We start from the raw sequence: 20,458 nt of genomic DNA, 5'->3' as shown, positions 1-20,458 counted from the left end.
AACCCCGTCGCGGGGCGACGCCCGAGCAGGTCAGGAACAGTCCCGGCAGACCGTGCTCGCGCCCTCGAACCGGGACGGAGCCAGGACCATGAAGCAGCGCTCGCAGGGACGGTCGCTCTGCCTCCTGGCAGTCGTACAGCCGCAGTGCCCCTGCCCGCACCGGGGCTCGCCGCACTCCGCACACGCCGACTCTGTGATCTTGAACGACTCCCCGCACGTCTCGCACTCCCACCAAGAACCGAACCGAGATCTCCCGGTACTTGGGCGCGGCGCCGTGAAGGCTCGCCAGGCCACGCTGTCCTCGGCGAGCACCGCGATCAGGTAGTCCTCGTCGCACCAGGCCGCCTGCCCGTACAACAGACTGCTGCGCCCGCCGGACCGGTAGACCACGAACGTCTTGTCCCGCTCGATCGTCGCGCGGGTGCGCAGGGCCGCGGAGACGAGCGGCGTCCCGGACTGGTCGGAGCCCCGGGCCGGCGGGATCATGCCGTGAGCCGCGGCGAAGAGCACCTGACCCGCGGTGTCGAGCAGCACGACCGCGCCGCCGACCAGATACTGCGCTGCGCGCACGCAGCACGCCTCACGCGACGCCTGGGACGTGCGGAACATGGCGACGACATCGTCGGCGGAGGGCCCTCGACGCCGTACGCCCTGGGCAATCCGGTCATCCGGCACGAGGATGCGCCCAGCGAATGCGTCGCACGCCGCCTCCTCGAAGGCCTCCGAATCCTCCCAGTCGAACAGGCGCTGCCCCAACGCCGGGTCGGTCTGCTGAAGGTGGTGCCCCAGCTCGTGCAGGCCGGTAAACCCCCGGCGCCGAAGCGAGCGGGCCGCCCCGACTACCAGAGTCGGGGGATTGGTCTCCGCCCGGTAGCTGCCAGCGACCGAACACCGGCCACTGCCATTCGATTCGGCCTCCAAGGACACCCGGATGTCCGTCCAGCGGTGTAGCTCGGCCAGCGGATCCGCGCGAAGCGCTTCCAGCACCCCGGGGTGCAGCCGCTCGAGAGTCGAGATCATCGCCTCCGCCTGACGCGGAGCCTCCTCGGTGAACCGGCGCTGTGTCATGGACTGTCCTTCGAGCCGTCCTCGGCGCCAAGGAACTGCCTCAGACGGGCATCCCAATCGGCCGACCCGCCGCCCGTCTGGCGAGCGGCCAGGGCGAAGGTGCCGTAACCGCCCGAGAGGCGTGCCTGGGTCTCACTGACCCCCAGACGCCGGGCACGGCGTACCCAAACGGAGCGCCACCGCGGGTGCTCCACGGCATGGACAAGATCAGCAGGCAACGGACGGACCGTACCGGCGATCTGCTCCGCGGGCAGCCCGGTGGCCGAGGCGATGGTGTCGATCTGGTCAGGCGGCAGCGGCGTTTTGCCTCGAAGCAGCTTCATGACCTCCGGCTGCGGCAGCTGCAAGGCGGCACACAGCGCCCTCAAGTCCAGCCGGTCACCGAGCAACGACGCCAGGGTTCCGGCCGGGCGTCCTCTCTCCCCAACCGGCAGGCCAGGCGCACGCCGCAGGTATGCCAGATCATCGGCGAGGCCGGCTCGCATCTCGGCGGCCGGCTCCAAGGCGGAACGGATCGACTGCCCCTCGCGTATCCCAGCGACAGCCGGCCCCGGCCGGTTCTGTGCCCGAGCCGCAGTGCACCCCACGATGTCGTCGTCCCAGGCATCCACCACGCGCTCAAGGACTCGCATTGGGATGCTCGAGACCAGGCCCGCCCACACAGTGGCGTCGACGCCGAACGCGGTACGTGATCCGTCCACCACCACGCTGGTCTCGTCCTCACCCGGCGGGTCGATCGTGACGGGTACCGTCCTCACCTCACGGGCGTCCACATCCAAGACCAGCACGAGCATGCTGACCCCGTCCCAGCGCGCCCGCCACACCTGACCGGTCTCAAGCTCCACCTGAGCCGGATCACCAAAGCGTTCTCTCAGCCCTGCCTCCGACAAGGCCCGCGGCCCCCGCGCCCGCTGGGCCAGATCCAGGAAACGCTGCGGTACCCCCGGGTCACTCATGGTGTCCTCCCGCATCCATCGACTGAGCAGGCCTCCACCATCGACTGACGTCATAACGGGCAGGGTGTCCGGCCCTGGCCAAACTCATCGTGTCTCCACCGCTTCGCTGCACAGCCGGATCACCTCCAACCTCACGGAACGTACCTCGTCGCCGTCCCCGACAAGCTGCCGCAGCTTCTCCTTCAAACAGGCCGCGTGGTGATACGCCTGGGATCGGCCGCAGCCCAAAAGCGTCTGTATCTCTCCGGGACGGTCTAGATACGGGACCATGCGCCGCTCCTGAGGGCTGAGCATGGCCACGATTCCTGCCCCTGCTGTTGCCGCCCTGTCCTCGTCCTCGCGGGCAACGGCGATCTCTTCCGCGGAGGCGTGCGCATCGGCGGTGATCTGCGATCCCTCATCATCCGGGAGCGGAACGACAACCGGATCCAGCACCACGGGAAAACGCGCGGTGAACACCTCGACCAGCTGAGCGACCTCCATCGATCCGGCGGCGGTGGACAGAACTGCCTGGATCACTGCCTGGATCGACGCTCTGTCGGCCACGGGGGCCCGGCGGGTTTCACTGGTCCACTTGGGGATTTTGACGTTCGGCACGGCATACGCGGCCTGGATGAGCCGGTCGAAGGGGCCCGACCAGGGCTGCGCCGTGGTGCCGGACAAGCGCCACCTGCCGACGCCCTCCTCACCTGAGGGCACTGTTTCGAAGGCGTCGCTGTCCGTCAGCACGTTCTTCAGTGAGCGGCCCAACGATACGACTGCAGTCTCACGTGACTGGTCGATCAACCAGTACCGGATTGACGTCCGCAGCAGTCTTCCGACGCTGTCGTCATCACTGGCCTGAGCCAGGAGATTGGCGGTGACCGGCTTGAGACGGTCTGCCAGAAACTCGTTCAGCAGATCCTCCCAGTCGGCCTCCTGCCAGCCGGCCGGCGGAGCCAGGACCGGCAGCCGCCGCGCTTCCTCCCTGATCAGCTTGTTGATCAAAGACAGACATGTGGGTCCGAAGTACCCAAGGTCGTGCAGCTCATCGAATACGGAAATAGCCGGTACCTCCCCTTAATGAGCAAACCGTACGCCGGGAGGCAGGGTTGGCACAGGATGTTGAGCGTTCTCGCTTTGCGTTGTCCGACCCCGAGGAGGCGGCCTCGACCTCAACAGAGCCGACATGAAAACGCCGCGTAGGCACTTCAGTTGGTGAATCTGCGGTGCCATCGGAGGATGACGAGGAAGCGTTCGGGCTTGCTCAGGTGGCGGCCGGTGGCGCCGCCCACCGGATAGCTTCTCGGCGACTGCGGACCGGGCTTCCGAGAAGGCCAACTCCACAACAATCACATTGGAGTTGGGCGACACCGACAACCCCCGGTCAACGGCCGCTGCGGGGGCGACCGTTCGGATGTCTGGTCACCTGCTGAGAAAAACATGTGCGCACCCACCCGGACGAGCAGGCCAGTTGACCGCCTAACTCTGTCGGAGAACACAACGAGTCCGTTCGGGCATAGACGGCACGGGCCCACCCGGCTTTGCGGCACGCCCTCAGGGAGCGCGGCTCTCGCCAGCGCATGCCCAGAACTTCCAGAGCGCTTTTGCGATCCGGATTGAGCTTGTCAGCCCGTCGGCGGGGGCATGTGTTCAACCGGTACGCAGAGCTCCACCGCTCACCCCGCGACACCGAAGCGGCCGTGCGCTCTCGCCTCAAGCGCCAAGAGCGCTTGTACGACGCCCACAAGCAGTTCGAGATCCTGATCGGTAAGGCCGGGCTGAGGTCCCTGATCTTTCCGCCCTCGGTACTTGCCGCGCAGCTCGACCGCCTTACCGGCTTGATCGGCCTCGACGCCGTGCGGCTCGGAATCATCCCCTTTACTGTCTCGCTGAAGGTCCCGCCGACCGGCGGCTTCTGAGTGCATGACGAGCGACTTGTCATGGTCGAGGTCTGGCACGCCGAACTCTGGGTCGATGACGCCGACTCGATCGCGCTGTACCTGCCCACCTGGCGCACCCTGCGAGAGTCGGCCATGTTCGGCACCGGCGCCCAGAGCCTGGTCAGCCACGCACGTCGTGAGCTCAACGGCACCCAGACCTGCCGAGAGTTGCCTCGGGGCGGCTCTGACCGCCGGGAGGTGCGCGCTGTGGGTACGCCGCTGAACAGCGAAGTCCGCGAGCTGGCGAGTACAGCCCCTTCGAGGACATCGCCGCCGAAGGGCGCTGCGCCGCCTCCGGTGGACGGTTCGCCGCCGCCTGTCGGGCCGATCGCCTGGCTGGGCGCCTGCGTGTCGTCGGCGTCGTCTGGTTCGGCTGACCGCCCCGACGCGCACGGCTCCCCTCACGGCAGATGACCTGCGGGGGTGGAGCCGCTCACGTGTGCCTGTGGTGCGCATCCGCTGGCCCCGTGAGTCCAACGGCGCAGGGGCCGGTGCGTCCTTGCGTAGTTTGCTGCGCATTCGCGTCCGTGACCATTGCGCAGCCCTCGCGCACCGGCAGACGGGTTGATGCTCAACTGCCAGGGGCAGTGCGCAGGTCTGCGCAGTGGAGCCGGGTGGCCGGCTTCCTTCGATGTGCAGTCGGTGGTCGGTTGCGCAGGTTTTGGCCAGAGCGCCTGCGCAGCGTGGTGACCTGCCGTGGTCAGGCTCGTGGTCGGGGTTGGGGCCGTCATGGTCGGGGGCGGTTGGGGCCGTGGTCGGGGGTGTGGGTTGGCGTTGAATCGCCTGTAACGACCGGTGCGCGGGCGGCTACTGTGGCGCTCGCCGTACCACAGGAGCACAGGGGGAACGATGCGAACGACCACCCGCATGCGCACGCTCGGTCTTTGCGCGTGCGCAGTCACTGTGGCGGGAGTTCTCGCCGGGTGCGACTCCGGGACGAAGAGTGGCGAGGCGGCCGCGACGGAGCCGGCCGCCTCGGCGAGCCCCACCGCCGCGGCCTCGAGGGCGCCGGCTGATCCGGACGCGGCAGCGAAGACGGCCGCGCTCACCACCTACCGGCGCATGTGGGCGGAGCAGATGAAGGCGTACCAGAAGGCCGATGCCCGCGGCACCGAGCTGACGCAGTACGCGTCCCTCGACGCGCTCGGGCAGTTCCGTAACGACCTGGCTCGCATGAAGGCGGCCGGGACGGTCGTGCGCGGGGAGCTGAACCATCACGGCACCAAGGTCACGGACCTCGACATGAAGGCCACGACACCCACGGCGACGTTGACGGACTGCATGGACATCTCCCAGTGGCAGACCTACAGCACCAAGAAGCACGCGGTCATCCCGATGCCCACCAGCCAGCCCCTGCGCTACCTCGCCACCGCCAAAGCCGAGCGCTGGAAAGGCCAGTGGCTCATCACGGCCTTCACACCCCACGGAGACCAGTCGTGCTGAGACGCGCCGCGGCCGCTGCGGCCGCCTGCCTTGCAGGGCTGCTGGGACCCACCGCGTACGCCTCTGACGGACCCGGCGTGGGCAACACCCCCACCTGTGAAGGCGCGCCGCTGACCATCACCGTGTGCGCGCAGGACGGCAACAGAGCGCCCGGCCGTAGCTCCGCAGACATCAAAGGGCCGGCCAGTGCCGCGCGGCACTCGCGGGCCTCTGGCGCGCCGAAGTGCGCCTACACCAGGCTGGATCCGCAGCCGCCGGCCGACAACCTCGGCTGGGACGGTCACACCCCCGACGACGACGGCGCGGTGTACCAGGTGAACTGCCCCGCCACGGGCCGGGTGGGCCTGGTGTGGCAGGCCAACGGACAGAACCAGCCCGCCGCCCCGCAGATCGACCCCGAGACGCTCGCGCGGCAGGCGGTGGATTCCATGAAGCTGGTCGGGCCGGACATCGCCAGTCCTCGCCCGGGCGGCCACTATGTGGTGGGCATGCCGATGTGGATGTGGGTGAACCAGGGTCCGACCACGTACGGGCCGGCGACCGCGACCGCCACGGCGGGCGGTGTCACGGTCACCGCCACCGCCCGCGTGTCCGCGGTGATCTGGAGCATGGGGGATGGGGGCACACCGGTGCTCTGCCACGGTCCCGGCACGCGCTACCGGCCGTCCATGGGCCTGGCGGACTCCCCGGACTGCGGATACCGCTACGCCCGCACCTCCGCCAGCCGGCCCGGCCATCGCTACACGGTGACCGCGACCTCCACGTGGAGCATCATCTGGCAGGTCGAAGGCGGGGCGGGCGCCGACAACGGGCAGTGGACCGAGACCCGCACCACCACCCAGACCACCGCCATCGGCGAGGCCCAGGCCGTCAACTCCTGACCGCGTGGTCGCGAGGCCGGCTGTCTCACCGCCAGGGTGAGGGGGACGCTTCCTCGGCGATGCGTGCCTTGCCTTCGCTCACGTTGGCCGTGGTTGGCGATTGCGTTGGTTTTCCTATGCCTCACCGCGGCCGCGGGCGATTTGTTCGCGGGCTGCTTTGACGGCGCGTTCCCATTTCCAGGTGGGTTCGCCGTGGGCCCTGGCGATTTCGGCGGCGATGCCGTGGTGGTATCCGCCGGCCTGGGTGAGGTGGGCGGCGGCGGTGTCGATGCGCTGTTGGACTTCGGGGGTGCGGGTGCCGCGTTCGGGGCGGGGGCCGCCGGGGCTGCCGGCGCGGCCGGTGTTGTCGCCGTTGCGGCGGCGGTCGAAGTCCTGCAGGTCGCCGCGGCGGAAGGCGGGGCGCAGGCGTCCGGACGAGCCTTCGACGTGGCCGGCGACGTCGGCGAAGTAGCCGGGGTTGTTCCTCACGTAGGTGCGGATGACGGAGGCGTCGGCGAAGTGGAAGTAGGTGGCGGCGTCGTTGATGGAGACCAGGTCGTCGGGGTCGCCCTCATACAGCGCCGGGTCGGTGGGCAGCACCTTGGCCTGCTTGGACTCCTTCAGCCAGCGGTGGAAGGCGAGGACCTCCTGGACGTTGAAGTAGTCCTCGCGCTCCACGCGGGGGCCCTTTTCGGGGAAGCGGGACTCGGCCGGCTGGGTGTCCCGCTTGATGTACCAGGTGCGGACGGTGGGGATGCTGGCGCCGGTCTCCTCGGCGATCCAGGCGCGGTTGGCGTAGAGGACACCGTCGACCTCGAGGGTCTTGGGCTCGGGGGCACGTGCCATGGGTAGCCTCCAGAGGCGCTGCGGGCATCCGCGGTAGGGGATCTGCGGTCGGTCCGTATGCTGGGGGTACTCCTTCCGTTTGGTGGGTTGGAGTACGTGATGGCCGGTGGGACGTTCGGTCGGGGTTGCCGCCCTGGGCCGACACCGTGAGGTGTTTCCCGCCGGCCATTCGCACGCCAGCCCTGAAGCGACGTTGATAATAATGCTCCAATGCGGGTGGGGGTGTCAATCGCCCGTCTCGGACGGGAGCCGGCCGCGCAGGCCGACCCGTGGAGCCGGGGGGCCGCGCAGGCCGGCCGGACGGCGACTGGCCGCCTGTCGCATGGCCCCGTTCGGGCAGCGGGCGGGCGAAGCGGGAAGCCATCCCGTAATTGTGCGGTGGCAGACCGCCGGGATCCTCGCTGGGTGAGGGTGCCGGCTTCATCTCAGTGCGTCGATGGCTTTCACGATCAGGGCTCGGGCCTGTGCGCCGTACACCGCGTGTGCGCGCAGTTGCTCGAACGCGCGCAGGTAGAGGGTGATCTCTGATGGCTGTGTGATCTTGACTCGGGCGGAGATGAGTTCGACCGACACCAGCGTGTCGTCGTAGACGTGGAAGGTCTCGCGCGGCCACTGTGCCCGGGCGGCCGCGTTCATGGGGATGATGCCGAGGGAGACCTGGGGCAGGGCGCCGGCGGTGAGGAGGAAGCCGAGCTGTGCGGCCATCTCCTCGGTGCCGCAGATCTGGTGCCGTAGGGCGTCTTCCTCGACGACGAACACGAAGCGGTGGCCCGGCTCGTGGATGATGCGGGAGCGTGCGACGCGGGCGTGTGCGGCCTCCGCGCTGTCGTCGATCGGTAGGTCGCGGAAGCGGGCGCTGATCGAGAGGATGCCGGCGGCGTAGCCCTCGGTCTGGAGCAGGCCCGGCACGAGCGTTGAGGAGTAGATCCGGAACAGTTCGGTGTCTTTGAACAGCCGTGGCTCGCTGTCCTGCAACGCCTTGAGCCCCGCCCGCACCTGGGTGCGCCATTCCGTGTACATCGATTCGGCGTGCAGGGACTGAGTGATCAGGTCCTCTGCCTGGCCGGGGAGCTCGCAGGCGCGGCACCACAGGCGGATGTCCGTGGCGGTGGGCGCTGTACGGGCGTTTTCGATGCGCGATGTCTTGGCGTGGTGCCAGTTGCATCGGCTGGCCAGCTCAGTGACCGTCAGCCCGGCGCTCTTGCGCAGGTCGCGCAGCCGCTGGGCGACTACCTCGCGCGCTGCTTGCGCGGACGAGGAGGGAGAGAGGGGCATGAGCGGGCCTGTCCGGTGTTCGCTGGGTCAGTGGATCTCGTAGCGGTCGTGGGGGATGCCCCGGGCCCACACCGTCTCGAAGGCCTCCGCGCACAGCTTCGCCGCGGCCGGATCCACGGCGACCTCTCCGCCTGCGGACGTACCGTCGCCGGTGAAGTGGTTCCAGAGAACTGTGTGATCGTCGAAGAGCCAGAAGTCGTTGCCCGGCAGGGCGATGTCCGAGGCGCGCCGGCGGGGCAGCCAGCGCACCTCCTCCCCGGCTACGACGTTGGTGAAGGTGAAGCTGTGCAGGAAGCGGGTGTACTCGCTGACCGGCTCCGACACGATGCGGGCCCGCCGGATGACGACGCCGCGTGTGACGGTTTCCTCGACCAGGTCGAGCCAGGGCCGCCACCAGGAGGCACGGTCTGCCGGGTCGAGCCGGTGGCCTCGCCGCCATGCGGCGAAGGGGCCGGACTCGTAGTCGACGGCGTAGGTGTCGCGCATCTCGAGGTGGACGGCCGAGCGGGTGGCGCCGGCCAGGAGCTCAGTGAACGCGGGCGGCGGCACGTTCGACGGCATCGCACGCCTCCCTGATCATCGGCGCCATCCTGGCGGGGACACGGACTACGGCCTCACTCTCGGGGATGCCTGCGGCGTGGCCTGGTACCTCGAAGGCCGCGCACTGTGCTGCGAGGCCGGGTCCGGGCTTCCATCCCTGAATGACGATCTCCTGCTTGCTCTCGTCGACCCACACCGTGGGTGATTCGTGGTCTCCGGTGTTCGGGTCGATGCCGATGAACCGTAGCGACATGGCCGCCTCCGTCGGGGAGTTGTGCAGGACTGTGCGCCACCGTCACGCCGTTTCGCGGCCCCGTCAAGAGTGCCTAACACGCCGTCAGCCCATGGCATGAGCTTGTGTGCACAGATCTGCACAATGCTGGCTGTCCTGCCCATCACGCTCCTAGCGTCGGCTGAATACGACGAAACCCGGTGGCCGCTGATACGGCCCCGGGAGTGGTCAACGCCGTGGAGGAGCGCCGACACATGCAAGCTATCGCCCCGGAGCCAGCCCTTGAAGAGGCGCCCGTCGACCTCGAGACCATGCGCGCCAGCGTGCGCCTCCTCCTCGACCCGGACGCCGCCCCCGAGGCCCTCCCGCCCACCGGAGCCCAGCTCGACGCCCTGACCGCCACGTTGCGCGGACACATTCAGCTCCTCGCCCCCGAGGTGCAGCAGGCCGCCCGGCAGCTGACCCCGGGCAGCATCGCCCGGTACAGCGTCCTCGGCTGCGTGTGGGAAGCGAACAGCAGACTCGAGGCCGAACCGTGCCGCAGGTACGGCGGGCGGGTCGGTTACGCTCGCCGCCTCGCTCGCGCGCTGAACGCGCTTGTCGACCACCACGAGCAGCTCAGCAGCCGGCCATGACACAACTCCGGCGCGTGTGCCACCACTGCGACGAGCCGATCGACGACCCGGACGATGCGGTCTACGCCGGCCACGAGATGGGCAACTCCGGCCCGGGGTGGGATATCTGGGCGCACCGTGCACACGTCGACCTGCTTGTCCCTGACCCGGACGCCCTGCGCATCCTGGCCCGCGTGCTCGTCGAGCGCGCCCTCGGGCGCATCTGAGAAACCCCCGTCCGCTCGCCTCTGCCCGTGCGATGGCGGGCGGACGGGCTTGCCCTGAACTGCTTGCTCCGGCCTCAACGTTGGCAAGCGCGCCAGCCGGAGCGGGCACAAGCGTCCGCTTCGTCGAAGGGCCGAAAGCCATCGGCGAGGCGGACCTGTGCTTTCGCTGGCAGCAGGCCGCTGTGGTCTACGTGTCTCTCAACGATGGAGTGTGAGGTCACTGCGGTACCGGCAACGCGACCGGCGTCGCTTGACCGTCCCACGTCACATAGATAGCGGCCGGGAGCGGCATGCCCATCGCGGTGACGATGATGAATTCGTGGCCGTCGCCCGCTTCGATCGTTTCGCCGTTCGGCAAGTCCCGGCACTGGTCCGGCTTGCCGGCTCGAACGGTCGTCACGTTGACGGCAGGGCCCGTGCCGTAGTTCCGCACGATGTACCGCACGCCGCCGATCGGGTTGACGCGCAGCTCAGGCCTGGGCCGCGTGGCCTCGGCCTCCGCGTCCCGTCGCTCCTGCGACTCACGCCGCATCTCGGCAAGGGTGGCTTCGTCTGCCGCCGCCGAGCGTTCCGCGGCAGTCGCCGATCGATCTGCTGCCACTGCTGACTGTTTCGCTGCCTGTGCGGAGTCCCTGCTGTGTTTCAGTGCGATGCCGCTGAACACCGCCGCGACGACAGCCACAACAAGAGCGACCCACGCTGGAACGTCTCCCCAGTCCATGACCGGACGATAGCCGGACTCGTCTGGGGTCCCTATCGGCCCGCTCAGGGACGCGCCAAGCGCATGCCAGAAACCAATTACTGACTTCGGCTCGGCAGGGTGAACTCTCTCGGAGTGCCTGATAGGGCCGGTGTGGCGTATCCAAGACCAAGCCGCCGGAGGCGGCACGGTGCCTGCAGGTGAGCCCGAAGTCGGCCAACCAGCGGCACCAGTTGTGGCGGGAAGGCGGCTTGCAGGATGTCTCACCAGAGTCTGACAGGGAGGGGGCCGCGTCAGAGACTTCTCGATCAGCCTCTCATCTGATCTACTACGGCCTGATGGTGTGAATGTCTGCTTGCAGAAGGTTCACATGGTTGTGTAGCTGTGCCGTTCCCGTGTGGTTCACGTGGCGGTGATCGGCGCGAAGGGCCAGAGGGACATGCAGAGAGAAGTGGTACACATCGCCCTCAAGGGCGATGTGGTTGCCATGTGTGATACGCCGATCGACCGTTCAGCACCCCGGGCAGAAGAACCCGAGCAAGCGACCTGTCAGGAATGCATCGACACCTACATCGAGGGGTGGGCCGCAGCGCAGGAAGGACACCCCGCCGATACGCCTCCAATGCCCACGTATCCGCCTACCGCAGGCAGGCGCCCTCTGTGGCTGCTGGCCGCAGCTGGAGCTGGCTTGGCCCTTGCCGTCGGCGGTGTCGCCTACGCGTTCGCGGGCGGAGGGGACGGAGGCATGCCCGTAAGCGGATCGGTCGTTGATTGCTCCCAGACGCAACTCTGGCAATCCAACGATGGTGGGGCGATGCGGCCCGCACGAATCGCGCAAATCCGTTTCGACAATGCCGCAGATGAACGGGAAACGTTTTCGCCGCAAGTCGACGGCGTGACGCTTGTAAAGAACGACGGCAGTCCAGCAAAGTACACCCTGGAACCGCATGGATCGACGGTGATCACCTACCCCATGAACCCGGAGAAATACGGTGCGACCGAGGGAAGTTGCTACGCCCTCAGCGCCACAGCTGTTCGGGACTGACTTCGCTCGCCAGGGTGATGCTGGGTCGTCGAGGGTCAGGCCGCGGCCCGCTATGAACCGTCGAGGGCGGCCGATCGGTACTGAACGTTTGAGCCGGTCACGGACGAGGGGCCTCTAGCCGATCGAGGGCGACCACGGCGAAGTTGGCCACGGTGCGCTTGACGTGCACCCATACCCACTCGACGGGGTTGAGGCCGGGCGAGTAGGCGGGCAGTAGGAACACCATCAGTCAGGCCCGTTCGGCGATCAGCTCACGTATGACGTGGGAGGCGTGGGTGTTAGCGCCGAGGCCGGCGAGGAGGCCTGCTGCGATGAAACGCGAGTCGAGCAGGTCCGTGATCAATGACGCCTTCGGTAAGGGGAGTTCGGTCAGGGACGTGCGGTGTCCCGCGCAGTTTCTCAGATGGCGCGCAGGGCTTGGCGGGTGTCTGCGGCGCGGGCGGCGGTGTGGGCGGCGCGGGCCATGTCATACATGCTGCGCGTCCAGTGGGTGACGCGTTCGGCCAGGTGGTGCAGTTCGGTCGCGGCCGGGTGGCGTCCGTTCCTGACAAGGTCGGCGAGGCGGCACTGTTCGGCTTCGGCTTCGGCCAGGGCGCGGCCAAGGACGGCGAGTGTTCCGCGTGCGTGCTCGAGGCTGCTCCAGCTGCAGCGGACGGGGCGGTTTTCCTGCTGGAGGAGGGCGAGTGAGGCCTGGGGCCAGAAGGTGTCCTGTCCGGGCGCCATCGTGAGGCTGATCAGGCAGGCGACGCGTTCGTCGTGCACGGCGGCGTAGGGGTAGTTGGCGGCCGGGGAGGGGATAGCGGAGTGCGTCCGGCTGTGCAGGTGGGCGGTGAGTGAGGCGGCGGTGGGCGGCTTCTTGTTCTCGCTGCGGGCGTGCAGGTAGGAGACGACGATGGGCAGCTGCCAGGCGGGGATGCCGTGGGGGGCGGTGGGCATGGCCAGCGAGACGAACTCGGCCTGCCCTGAGGGGGTGGTGATGGTCGCCTGGATCACGCAGAGTGCGCCGCGGCGCGGATCGAGCTGCACGGGGATGCTTCCTTCGCATCAGCGGGTGGGGGCGGTGGGCACAGCGGGCCGGGATCCCCTTGGCCGGTCGCAGGGGGGGTGTCGCCGCACCTCATGGCCTGTTTCCAAGATTCGTGGGAGGTCGCCAGCTGGCTGGCGGTGAGCATGGTGTGGCCGAGCTTTTCTAGCCCCACGCGCGGGGGCAGTGCGCTGGGTCCTGGCCGCCGGCGAGGACGACGCAGCTGTGGCTGCGCGGTTTTAGCCGGGTGGCGGCGTCCTGCGGTGCTCGGGTGGGCCCGTGTCGGGCGGCAGGGGTGCGGCTTGGGGCCGGGAGAGGGCTGGGGCGTCCGAGCGGACGCCCCAGCCGTGGTGCTCAGTCTTCGGCGTCGGCGGGCTGGGCGGGTTGGCTGCTGTCCGCGTCGTCGAGTGGTGTCGCGGCGGGCTCTTCGTCGATCTCGAACGGGGTGTCGTCGATGACGTCGCGTTCAACGGGGGAGAGTTGGTGGCCGAGTTCGGCCAGGAACGTGAGCCAGACGCGGGCGTCGGCCCGGATTTCTTCGGTGTCCCATTCGGGCTGGTCCTGGCGCCAGGTGTTGGGCTTCTCGATCCGTTTCTCGTAACAGGCGGCGATCACCGCGAAGTTGACGAGGAGCAGGCGGGTGGGCGTGGCGCTGCTGCCGGTCCAGGTGGCCCGCTCCTGTGCGCTGGCTGCCTTCTTCTCATCGGTGCCGATGGAGAGTAGATCGGCGAGGATCGCGGAGCGGGTGGTGTCGCCGGTCCAGGACTGCACGGGCTTGGGGCAGGTCAGCAGGGTCCGGGTCACCCAGGCGGCGAGCGGCTTGGGTGCGCTCTTGCGGGTGAGCAGTTGTCGCAGGAACGTGCGGCGGGCTTCGATCGCGGCACGGTAGGCCTTGTTTCCGGCGATCTTGCGGTGGTGCTCCTTCTTCCGCTCGGCGGCCTCGGCGGCCGCCTTGGATTCGGCTTCGGCGCGGGCGCGTTCGGCCTTTTCGGCGGCTGCCTGCTTGGCTTCCTCGTCTTCCTCTGTCTCGTCCTTCGGTGCGTCCTCGTCGTCCTCCGCCTCGCCGGTGGCGGCCGCTGTGCTGGGAGCGTGGTGGGCGGTGGGTTCGGTGCCGGGGGTGTAGTGGTGGTAGGCGGTGGGGTTGAGGCACAGGGCGGCGACGGCGGCCGGGTCGGCGCTGCCGGTGTCGTCCCACACCACGGCGTGGCCGGGGCAGCGGACATGGGCGGCCTCGTCCAGGTCCTCACCGTCGCCGTCAACCAGGTCCTCAAGCCACTTGGCGCGCGGCGGGAGGTTGGTGGCGTCCTCCCACAGCCGGATCCCGTCCCGCTTGAGCTCGGCACAGCGGGCTTCGCGGGCCGTCCGTTCGGTGCGCTCGGTGCGCTCCTGGCTGAGCTCGTAGGTGAAGGTGCCGTTCTGGTGGGCCTTGATCAGGCGGGCGACGGCGTTGGGGTCGTCGTCGAACTCGGCGAGGGCGGCGAGGACTTCGAGGTCGATGCCGTAGGCGTCGTGGGCCTCCAGCACGGTGCGGGTGCCCTGGCCCAGCCGCTTGGCGGTCTCGGCGGCCTGGTTGATCTGTTCCTTGCTGCGGCCGGTGCGGCGGGCGACGGTGGCGATGCTCGCGCCGTCCTCCAGTGCGCCGAACAGGGCGTCGGCCTGCTCCAGCGGGCTGAGCGCGCGGCGGAACGAGGCATCGTTCTCGATCAGCTGCTCGATGTAGTCCTGGCCCGCCTCGCGCAGCGAGGCATCCAGGATGAGCGAGGGGACGGACTCGATCCCGCGCAGCCGGGCGGCTGCGTGCCGGCGGTGGCCCATCTTGAGCTCGTAGGCGGCCTCCGCGTCCGGGCCCTCCTCGTCCTGCTGGACGACCACGACGGGGACCAGCACGCCGTTCTCCCCGATGGAGTCGAGGAATTCCTCGTCGAGTTCGAGGCTGTGGCGGACGTTGCGCGGGTTGGCATGGATCTGATCGGCGCGCAGCAGGGCTGCGCGCACCTGGGGTGTGGTGCTCACGTGAGGATTGCTCCTAGATCACTTGGTGGGTTGTGCCGGTCCGGGTTGCCGCCCGAATCGGCAGTAATAATTCTACCCTCGCGCGGGTGGGTGTCAAGCCGTTGATCTCGCCGCTCACGGCCGGGGCGTCAGTGCAGACGGCACACCCACGTCTGCGGCTCGCCGTGTGTGACGAGATCGAGGGGCATCGTCGTCATCGCCTCGCACAGCTGGCAGGTGACTTCCACGCGGCGGGGCATCGAGAGCGGGTGAACGGGCTCGGTGGCGCAGAGCGTGAGTGGCTCGCTCACGCCGCGCAGATCGACCAGCAGGCGCCCGGTGAGGACCGGGTGCGGCCTGACGTCGTCCATGGTGAGCGGGTGGCGGGGCTGCTCGGGGAGGGCGAAGACGTCGCACGGTTCAAGGCGGGATGCGGGAACGGTCGGCGGGAGCGACAGGGTGACGAGAAAGCCCTTGGCCTGGCGGGGGTTGGCGGGTGGTGGGTCGTGCCCGGTGGTCATGGAGTCGACTTCCTGTTCGGCGCCGTGTGCGGCGGGTGGGGGGGCGGTGGTCCGGAGGCGGCCCGGGGTCCGGTGTGCGGGTTCGTCACCTGCCGGGCAGGGGGTGCCAGGAGGCGAGTACGTAGTGGCCCAGGTCGCGGAGTGTGCGGGCGGTGCGGTCGACGGCTTCGGGGCTGCTGTCGGCCGTGCGGGTGTAGGCCTCGATTCCGCTGTGCCAGGTGAACCCCTGGGCGGTGAGGGACTGTTCGGTGAGCGGGTTGAGGTCGGCTTCGGACTCGGGGGCGGCGACGAGGCCGTGGGCAGGATCGGGGACGATCAGGAACACAGGTCTCCTTCGGGTGCGGGCTGCCGTGAGGGGGCGTCGTCGGCCGGCCGCGCAACGGGCAGGGTTCGGCGCTGTGACCGGGCGGCGAGTGTGGGGCAGGTGGCGGGGCGGGAGCCTGGGGCTGGCGTGCGGGCCGGGGCGGCTCGGTGTGCGGTGGGCTGCCCCGGGCGGGTTCAGTCGCCGAAATAGACGGTCAGGTGTTCGCGGTGCCCGGGGTAGCGGTGGAGCATGACCAGGTTGCCGCGCGGCCACTCGTTGCGGTCGCGGCGGTAGTTGGCCCACCAACGGGTGTCCTGGTTCCAGTGGCGGTGAGCTACGACGGCGCCGTAGAAGTTGCCGTACCTGACGGAGTGCTTGTCGCTGTCCTCGACGTCGGGGCAGGCGGTGAGAGCGTCGAAAATCGTCTGGATGGTGCGGGCCTCCCAGGAGCTGGCGGCGTAGTGGCGGGACTCGGATCCCTCGATCCCGTAGTCCTTGACGTCCCTGCGGGAGGAGGTGTTCAGGGCGGCGATGATGTCGTAGGGCAGCAGGATGACGGGGCGGCCGCCCGTGTCGGTGGTCACGGTGACCTCGTCGGCGCAAAGTTCGCGGCGCGGGCCGGCGGTGCTGTCGGGCACGGGCGTTCCTTCCGTTCGAGGCAGGGCCGGACCGGCGGCAGTCCGACCCTGCGGGCGGGCGTGTGTCAGTGGGTGGAGTTGGCGGCGTTGCGCCGGTCTGGCCGCATCTGGGCACGGAGGGAGGCGGCTTCGGCCGCAAAGCGCTGCATGCGGCGGCGTTCCTGGGCGGCGGCGTCCTCGTAGGCGGCGGCGCCCTGTGTGCAGGCGTAGATGTCGCGGGCGAGTGTGCGGGGGCGGTCGGCCAGCAGCAGTGGCAGGACGGGATGGGGCTGGGCGGCGAGCCACTGTGCGGCGGCCCACCAGGCGGCGGTGACAATCCGGACCTGGCGCCGGTCTCGGGCCGCGCGGCGCTCGTAACGTGCGATGTCGGCCAGCGAGTTGGCGCGGGAGCACTCGAAAAACCGCAGGAGTGCGGGGGTCTCGCGTACGCGGGAGGCATCGAGTATGCGGGCCCGGTCGGGGCGGCGGGCGGCGTCCTCGGCGATGGCATACAGGACGGTGCGCAGTGTTTCGGCCGTCGCGGGGGCCGGGGGCCTGCCGGATGCGGACTGGATCGTGCTCTGTTCTCGCTGGGGACCGGCAGGGCCGTCCCACATCAGAAGGTTGCCGGTGTGGCGGGCCGTGCTGTTGCGCAGTCGCGGCAGGGAGTCGGCGGGCGGGAGTTCTGCCATGGCGTCGGCGGCTCCGAAGGTGGCGCGCAGTGCGGTGAACTGGTCCCAGTGGTGCGGGTGGTGGGTGCCGGTGACGTGGATGGTGCCGCGCAGTGCGCCCCCGAGTGTGTAGATCACGGCGTCGTCGCCTTTGGGCTCGCTGAAGGCGTGTACAGAGCCGGAAGGGGTCTCGATGGCCAGAGGCGTGAGGTCCATGCGTGGGCTCCTTCAAAATGGTGGGTTGGTGCCGGAAGTGGGTTGCCGCCCATTTCCGGCGCGCGCTCTGCTCCGCAGAGGCGTCGCGCTGCCGCTACGCGGCAGTGGGGCGCGCGGAGCGCTCCGCACTCGGGGAGGGGGCGGAAGCGCTCCGCGCTCATCGCGGGCGGCCGGTGGGGCCGTCTGGCTCGCCTACGGGCGGGGTGGGTCTGTGTGCAGGGCGGCGCGTCCTCGCTCGATGAACGTGAGCAGTGCGTGAGTCAGGTACGCGCGGGCCTCCTCGGCGGACTCCCGGGGGAGCGCTCCGCGCCCATTGGCGCGCAGGAACACGGCGGTCACTTCGCGGAGGACGGTCTCACGCGCAACCGTCTTGAAGAGCCGGTGAGGAGGGATGCCGGTCTGGCTGGCGGCGTCGCGGGCGCTGTCGGACATGACGCGCCCGATGATGGCCCACAGTTCGCGGGCCTCGGTGCTGTTCATCGGGCGGGGGAACGGGGTTTCCCGCATCATGCGCCCCCGCTCGGCTTGGCGCTGTCGGCCTGCCGGAGCGGCGTCGCGCCTCGGCGGCCGGTGCGCTTGACGGGGTTCAGCTCTGGGGCGTTGAGGGCGGCGTACCAAGCTTCGTCCGACTCGAACACCGTGGCGCAACCGCCCGTGCAGCGGAGCTGGTCCGGCTGCAAACCGCGCTGCTCCTCGTAGACCGGCGCGGGGAGGTAGCCCACGGCGCTCAGGTGCGCGCAGTATCCGGCCTTCTCGTGGGCTTCGGACCGGCGCGCGGCGCTTTCCATCTCGGCCTGCTGCAGGTCGGTGTCCACCTTGGCTTCGTGGTCGGCCTGCAAGGCGTCGGCCGTCGTCTCGTCCTCGTAGAACACGATGCTCCCCTGGTGGGTTGAAAGGGGCGGGGGCGCCTTGCCGGGCACCCCCGCCCCGGACGGAGTCAGAAGCGGCCGACGCGTGCGATCTGCGGCACGTCGCGGACCGGCTTGGGCTCCCAGTGCAGGTCGCGCTCGATGACCAGTCCCGGGCCGTAGGAGATCGCCTCCAGCTCGGGCAGCAGGAAGTAGCCCCATTCGCCCTGCGAGATGCAGGCCCAGCCGAACGCGAGACCGCAGGTGGGGTCGAGTTCGGTCACGAACCAGTCCATGCACGAGAGTCCGAAGAAGTGCAGATGGACGATCTTCTCCGGGACGGGGGTGTTCTCGGTGCTGTACAGCGGGGGGATCGCAGCGCGCTGGCCGAGCGTGGGGTAGAAGTCGTGACCACGCCGGGTGCGGAGTGTGTCGGCCGGAACCGACCACTCGACGCCGTTCGGCAGGGTCACGGAAGACGGACGGTCATGCCCCATAGGAGAGTGCTCCTTCTGTCTGGTGCGGGGGCGGCCGCTCCGCCGCCCCCGCTTGGTGGGTTGTGCCGGGATCGGTTGCCGCCGTCCCCGACGATGCTAACTATACCCTCGAAGGGTTATGCGACGCCACCCCTTCGCTCGATCCGGTCGCGGCAACCACACTCCTCCGGAGGCACCTGGCCGCACGCGGGGTGCCAGCAAAACCCCGACTGGCACAGGAACGGGGTCCTCTCGGGGGTTCGCGGGTCGTGCGTCACGTACGCGAACGGGCCGCCGTCGCAAAGGACTTCGACGCACGCGTCCCGGTAGTACCGCTCGTACGCCTTCAGGGCGGCCTCTCCGGCCTTCTCGGCGTCCCCTTGCCACTCGCCTACCTCGACCTCACGCCCGTTCGGGAAGCGGGCCGTCACGGCGTAGTACGTGTAGCCCCCGCGCGGAACTCCGGGCTGTGACGGGAAGTTGGGATACACACTGCGCATGATCTTTCCCCTTCGGTGGTGGGTTGCGAACCTCAGCGGAGTTGCCGCTCCGCCATTCCCATGGCGCTCTCGGTCTCTACCAACTGCCTGACGCGTCGGGCGAAAACAAGTCGTGTTTCTTCCGCGTCGGACGCGTAGCGGGCATAGGAATCTTCGAGCATTTCGACTTCGCTGGTGTCGTCCCACATTGCCGAGCACTTGAAGGACAGAGCCGCCAGCAATGCGGCCGCGTTGGATTCCTCCAGAATGTCTTCCGGTGCGTACTGGCCGACTCCCCAAATTCCGGTCGCAGCAATTCGGACTGCGTGGGTGTAGAGATCGGCCACCTTCGTCTTGCCATCCATGTAATGGAAAACGTCGACTGCCACATAGCCGAGAGTGGACAGAGCGTCCGCCATGTTCCTTTCCGCCTGCTCCTGGAAGGGCGAGCCCTGGTGGTGCCTGGAGTACGCGTCGACGGCGGATACTGCGACAGCGGTGAAACCATCGATGCTGAATGGCGCATGTTCGGCTCGCTGAGCCGCGAATGTAGCCACGGCGATGCGCCCGCCGCGTGCCTGCTCCAATGGAGTTGCCATGCCCTGGGGTCCCCCTCGATCGTCCATTTAGACGATGCTAATTCTAATCTCGAAACGGGCTTCGCAGCAACCCTCACAACAACTCTCACCTCAACCTGTCACCTCAACTGCCTCCCAGATCTGTCACGTTGACGTCAGGGGCCGGCTTGGGGTCGTGGCTGGTCGGAGGGCCGTGTGCGCGTGGTCGGGTTGCTGACATCCCCTTCTGCTGTTCCTTGTGCCTGTATGTAGGTGTGGATGTGTGGGATGGCTTCGGGGATGGAGGTCGGGGTCTGGTTGGTTGCGCGTCGGCTGGTGCCTCCGCGCTGTGTTGGCGGTGAGGTCTGCCCTGGGTTGTGTGGGCCCGTGTGTGGGGTTGTGGGGCGGTGCTGGGGTGTCGCCCTCCTGGTGTCATGTGGGCTCGCCTAGGGGTCGTCAGTTCCCGTGTGGTGAGTTGGTCGTCGAGGAGCCTGGAGGCTCCTGTGTGGGGCTGTGAGGGCTGCCCGGGCTGGTGGCTCGGGCAGTCGGTCTGTCGTCCTCGTACAGGGCGCGGGCGCGGCCGGTCGGACGGGTCGCAGCCGGGGGGAGCTGCCGGAGGCAGTGAACCCCCGGCCCGGGGCCGGGGGTTCGGGTCCCGGAGGGGCCCGAACCGAACCCCCCTTTTCTCGTATTCCGTGGTGTATTCTTTTCCACGGAATACCAATCAGGCCTTTTCCGTCTTTCAGGGAATCGGAGATTCCCCAACTTCCTCCCCCCGCAAGGGAATCGGAGATTCCCGCCTTCCCCGCACCCGAAAACCGGGCCCAGAAACCGGATATGACGCCCCCTCAACTCAATTCCCAACTCCCCACCCACAAAACCAAACCAGCGCCTTTCGTGCCGGAGGCACGCACGTTATGCAATAAGGCCGGAGGCCGTATTGCAAACCGCCCCGCCGGAGGCGGGCAATTCGCGCGGGGACGCGCGAAACGAGCGAAGCGAGTATTCGGCTGCCGGAGGCAGAG

Annotated in this window: 25 protein-coding genes and 1 pseudogene; 6 read left to right on the top strand and 20 right to left on the bottom strand. The window is 68.8% G+C overall.

Annotated features, from left to right (window positions below):
- Window positions 1-30: 30 nt before the first annotated feature.
- The 3 genes from ACGFYN_RS41645 to ACGFYN_RS41635 are packed head-to-tail and all read right to left on the bottom strand — an operon-like array spanning window position 31 to window position 3,011.
- Entirely contained in the window at window positions 31-1,068 is a 1,038-nt protein-coding gene (locus ACGFYN_RS41645) for an ImmA/IrrE family metallo-endopeptidase (protein ID WP_393871220.1), read from the bottom strand.
- A complete protein-coding gene (locus ACGFYN_RS41640) occupies window positions 1,065-2,078 on the bottom strand; it encodes a hypothetical protein (RefSeq protein ID WP_393871219.1) in 1,014 nt (337 codons plus the stop codon). Before ACGFYN_RS41640 ends, ACGFYN_RS41645 begins: the two co-directional genes overlap by 4 nt.
- Window positions 2,079-2,108: 30 nt before the next feature.
- Window positions 2,109-3,011 carry a hypothetical protein gene (locus ACGFYN_RS41635; protein ID WP_393871218.1) on the bottom strand — a complete coding sequence of 301 codons (903 nt, stop codon included), beginning with the start codon at window positions 3,009-3,011 and terminating at the stop codon, window positions 2,109-2,111.
- A 641-nt stretch (window positions 3,012-3,652) separates the two neighbouring features.
- Between ACGFYN_RS41635 and ACGFYN_RS41630 the strand changes: the two are divergent.
- The 3 genes and pseudogenes from ACGFYN_RS41630 to ACGFYN_RS41620 form a co-directional block, all read left to right on the top strand.
- A pseudogene (locus tag ACGFYN_RS41630) lies at window positions 3,653-4,093 on the top strand (Scr1 family TA system antitoxin-like transcriptional regulator); the annotation flags it as partial.
- A 702-nt stretch (window positions 4,094-4,795) separates the two neighbouring features.
- Window positions 4,796-5,389, top strand: coding sequence for a hypothetical protein (locus ACGFYN_RS41625; RefSeq protein ID WP_393871217.1), 594 nt, complete (start codon window positions 4,796-4,798; stop codon window positions 5,387-5,389).
- Complete coding sequence (locus tag ACGFYN_RS41620; RefSeq protein WP_393871216.1) at window positions 5,383-6,270, top strand: ATP/GTP-binding protein; 888 nt, start codon at window positions 5,383-5,385, stop codon at window positions 6,268-6,270. The genes ACGFYN_RS41625 and ACGFYN_RS41620 overlap by 7 nt, the downstream gene beginning before the upstream one ends.
- A gap of 114 nt (window positions 6,271-6,384) precedes the next feature.
- Here the strand turns inward: ACGFYN_RS41620 and ACGFYN_RS41615 are convergent, their stop codons facing one another.
- The 4 genes from ACGFYN_RS41615 to ACGFYN_RS41600 form a co-directional block, all read right to left on the bottom strand.
- On the bottom strand, window positions 6,385-7,095 hold the full coding sequence (locus ACGFYN_RS41615; protein ID WP_393871215.1) for a hypothetical protein: 711 nt from the start codon (window positions 7,093-7,095) through the stop codon (window positions 6,385-6,387).
- Window positions 7,096-7,515: 420 nt separating this feature from the next.
- On the bottom strand, window positions 7,516-8,370 hold the full coding sequence (locus tag ACGFYN_RS41610) for a Scr1 family TA system antitoxin-like transcriptional regulator (RefSeq protein WP_393871214.1): 855 nt from the start codon (window positions 8,368-8,370) through the stop codon (window positions 7,516-7,518).
- A 27-nt stretch (window positions 8,371-8,397) separates the two neighbouring features.
- On the bottom strand, window positions 8,398-8,931 hold the full coding sequence (locus ACGFYN_RS41605) for a DUF6879 family protein (protein WP_393871213.1): 534 nt from the start codon (window positions 8,929-8,931) through the stop codon (window positions 8,398-8,400).
- Window positions 8,897-9,163, bottom strand: a complete 267-nt coding sequence (locus ACGFYN_RS41600; protein ID WP_393871212.1) for a hypothetical protein — start codon at window positions 9,161-9,163, stop codon at window positions 8,897-8,899. The genes ACGFYN_RS41605 and ACGFYN_RS41600 overlap by 35 nt, the downstream gene beginning before the upstream one ends.
- 233 nt (window positions 9,164-9,396) lie before the next feature.
- Here ACGFYN_RS41600 and ACGFYN_RS41595 point away from each other — a divergent pair, with 233 nt between their 5' ends.
- Entirely contained in the window at window positions 9,397-9,777 is a 381-nt protein-coding gene (locus ACGFYN_RS41595; protein ID WP_393871211.1) for a DUF6415 family natural product biosynthesis protein, read from the top strand.
- Window positions 9,774-9,983 carry a hypothetical protein gene (locus ACGFYN_RS41590; RefSeq protein ID WP_393871210.1) on the top strand — a complete coding sequence of 70 codons (210 nt, stop codon included), beginning with the start codon at window positions 9,774-9,776 and terminating at the stop codon, window positions 9,981-9,983. Before ACGFYN_RS41595 ends, ACGFYN_RS41590 begins: the two co-directional genes overlap by 4 nt.
- Before the next feature lie 217 nt (window positions 9,984-10,200).
- Here the strand turns inward: ACGFYN_RS41590 and ACGFYN_RS41585 are convergent, their stop codons facing one another.
- Window positions 10,201-10,704, bottom strand: a complete 504-nt coding sequence (locus tag ACGFYN_RS41585) for a hypothetical protein (protein WP_393871209.1) — start codon at window positions 10,702-10,704, stop codon at window positions 10,201-10,203.
- Between the two features lie 385 nt (window positions 10,705-11,089).
- On the opposite strand from ACGFYN_RS41585, the gene ACGFYN_RS41580 reads away from it, so the two are divergent.
- A complete protein-coding gene (locus tag ACGFYN_RS41580) occupies window positions 11,090-11,728 on the top strand; it encodes a hypothetical protein (protein ID WP_393871208.1) in 639 nt (212 codons plus the stop codon).
- A 97-nt stretch (window positions 11,729-11,825) separates the two neighbouring features.
- Here ACGFYN_RS41580 and ACGFYN_RS41575 read toward each other — a convergent pair whose 3' ends face one another.
- From ACGFYN_RS41575 to ACGFYN_RS41520, 12 genes are all read right to left on the bottom strand, one after another.
- Complete coding sequence (locus tag ACGFYN_RS41575) at window positions 11,826-11,954, bottom strand: hypothetical protein (RefSeq protein ID WP_393871207.1); 129 nt, start codon at window positions 11,952-11,954, stop codon at window positions 11,826-11,828.
- 173 nt (window positions 11,955-12,127) lie between these two features.
- Window positions 12,128-12,754, bottom strand: coding sequence for a hypothetical protein (locus ACGFYN_RS41570; protein WP_393871206.1), 627 nt, complete (start codon window positions 12,752-12,754; stop codon window positions 12,128-12,130).
- Between the two features lie 352 nt (window positions 12,755-13,106).
- Window positions 13,107-14,765: a ParB/RepB/Spo0J family partition protein gene (locus ACGFYN_RS41565; RefSeq protein WP_393871205.1), complete on the bottom strand. Its 1,659-nt coding sequence runs from the start codon at window positions 14,763-14,765 to the stop codon at window positions 13,107-13,109.
- Between the two features lie 128 nt (window positions 14,766-14,893).
- Window positions 14,894-15,265 carry a hypothetical protein gene (locus tag ACGFYN_RS41560; protein WP_393871204.1) on the bottom strand — a complete coding sequence of 124 codons (372 nt, stop codon included), beginning with the start codon at window positions 15,263-15,265 and terminating at the stop codon, window positions 14,894-14,896.
- 85 nt (window positions 15,266-15,350) lie between these two features.
- Window positions 15,351-15,590 carry a hypothetical protein gene (locus tag ACGFYN_RS41555; RefSeq protein ID WP_393871203.1) on the bottom strand — a complete coding sequence of 80 codons (240 nt, stop codon included), beginning with the start codon at window positions 15,588-15,590 and terminating at the stop codon, window positions 15,351-15,353.
- Window positions 15,591-15,763: 173 nt separating this feature from the next.
- A complete protein-coding gene (locus tag ACGFYN_RS41550; protein WP_393871202.1) occupies window positions 15,764-16,207 on the bottom strand; it encodes a hypothetical protein in 444 nt (147 codons plus the stop codon).
- 65 nt (window positions 16,208-16,272) lie between these two features.
- On the bottom strand, window positions 16,273-17,073 hold the full coding sequence (locus tag ACGFYN_RS41545) for a hypothetical protein (protein WP_393871201.1): 801 nt from the start codon (window positions 17,071-17,073) through the stop codon (window positions 16,273-16,275).
- 192 nt (window positions 17,074-17,265) lie between these two features.
- The gene (locus ACGFYN_RS41540; protein WP_393871200.1) at window positions 17,266-17,553 is read right to left on the bottom strand and encodes a hypothetical protein; all 288 of its coding nucleotides are present in this window, start codon (window positions 17,551-17,553) and stop codon (window positions 17,266-17,268) included.
- A gap of 26 nt (window positions 17,554-17,579) precedes the next feature.
- A complete protein-coding gene (locus ACGFYN_RS41535; RefSeq protein ID WP_393871199.1) occupies window positions 17,580-17,945 on the bottom strand; it encodes a hypothetical protein in 366 nt (121 codons plus the stop codon).
- 65 nt (window positions 17,946-18,010) lie between these two features.
- A complete protein-coding gene (locus ACGFYN_RS41530; protein ID WP_393871198.1) occupies window positions 18,011-18,418 on the bottom strand; it encodes a DUF2958 domain-containing protein in 408 nt (135 codons plus the stop codon).
- A 116-nt stretch (window positions 18,419-18,534) separates the two neighbouring features.
- Entirely contained in the window at window positions 18,535-18,897 is a 363-nt protein-coding gene (locus tag ACGFYN_RS41525; protein ID WP_393871197.1) for a hypothetical protein, read from the bottom strand.
- Between the two features lie 32 nt (window positions 18,898-18,929).
- The gene (locus tag ACGFYN_RS41520) at window positions 18,930-19,502 is read right to left on the bottom strand and encodes a hypothetical protein (RefSeq protein WP_393871196.1); all 573 of its coding nucleotides are present in this window, start codon (window positions 19,500-19,502) and stop codon (window positions 18,930-18,932) included.
- Window positions 19,503-20,458 lie beyond the last annotated feature (956 nt).

Source organism: Streptomyces sp. NPDC048419 (genome assembly GCF_043200415.1).
Taxonomy (GTDB): domain Bacteria; phylum Actinomycetota; class Actinomycetes; order Streptomycetales; family Streptomycetaceae; genus Streptomyces.
Note: the sequence above shows the minus strand (reverse complement) of the source record. Positions and strands in the feature narration are given on the sequence as shown.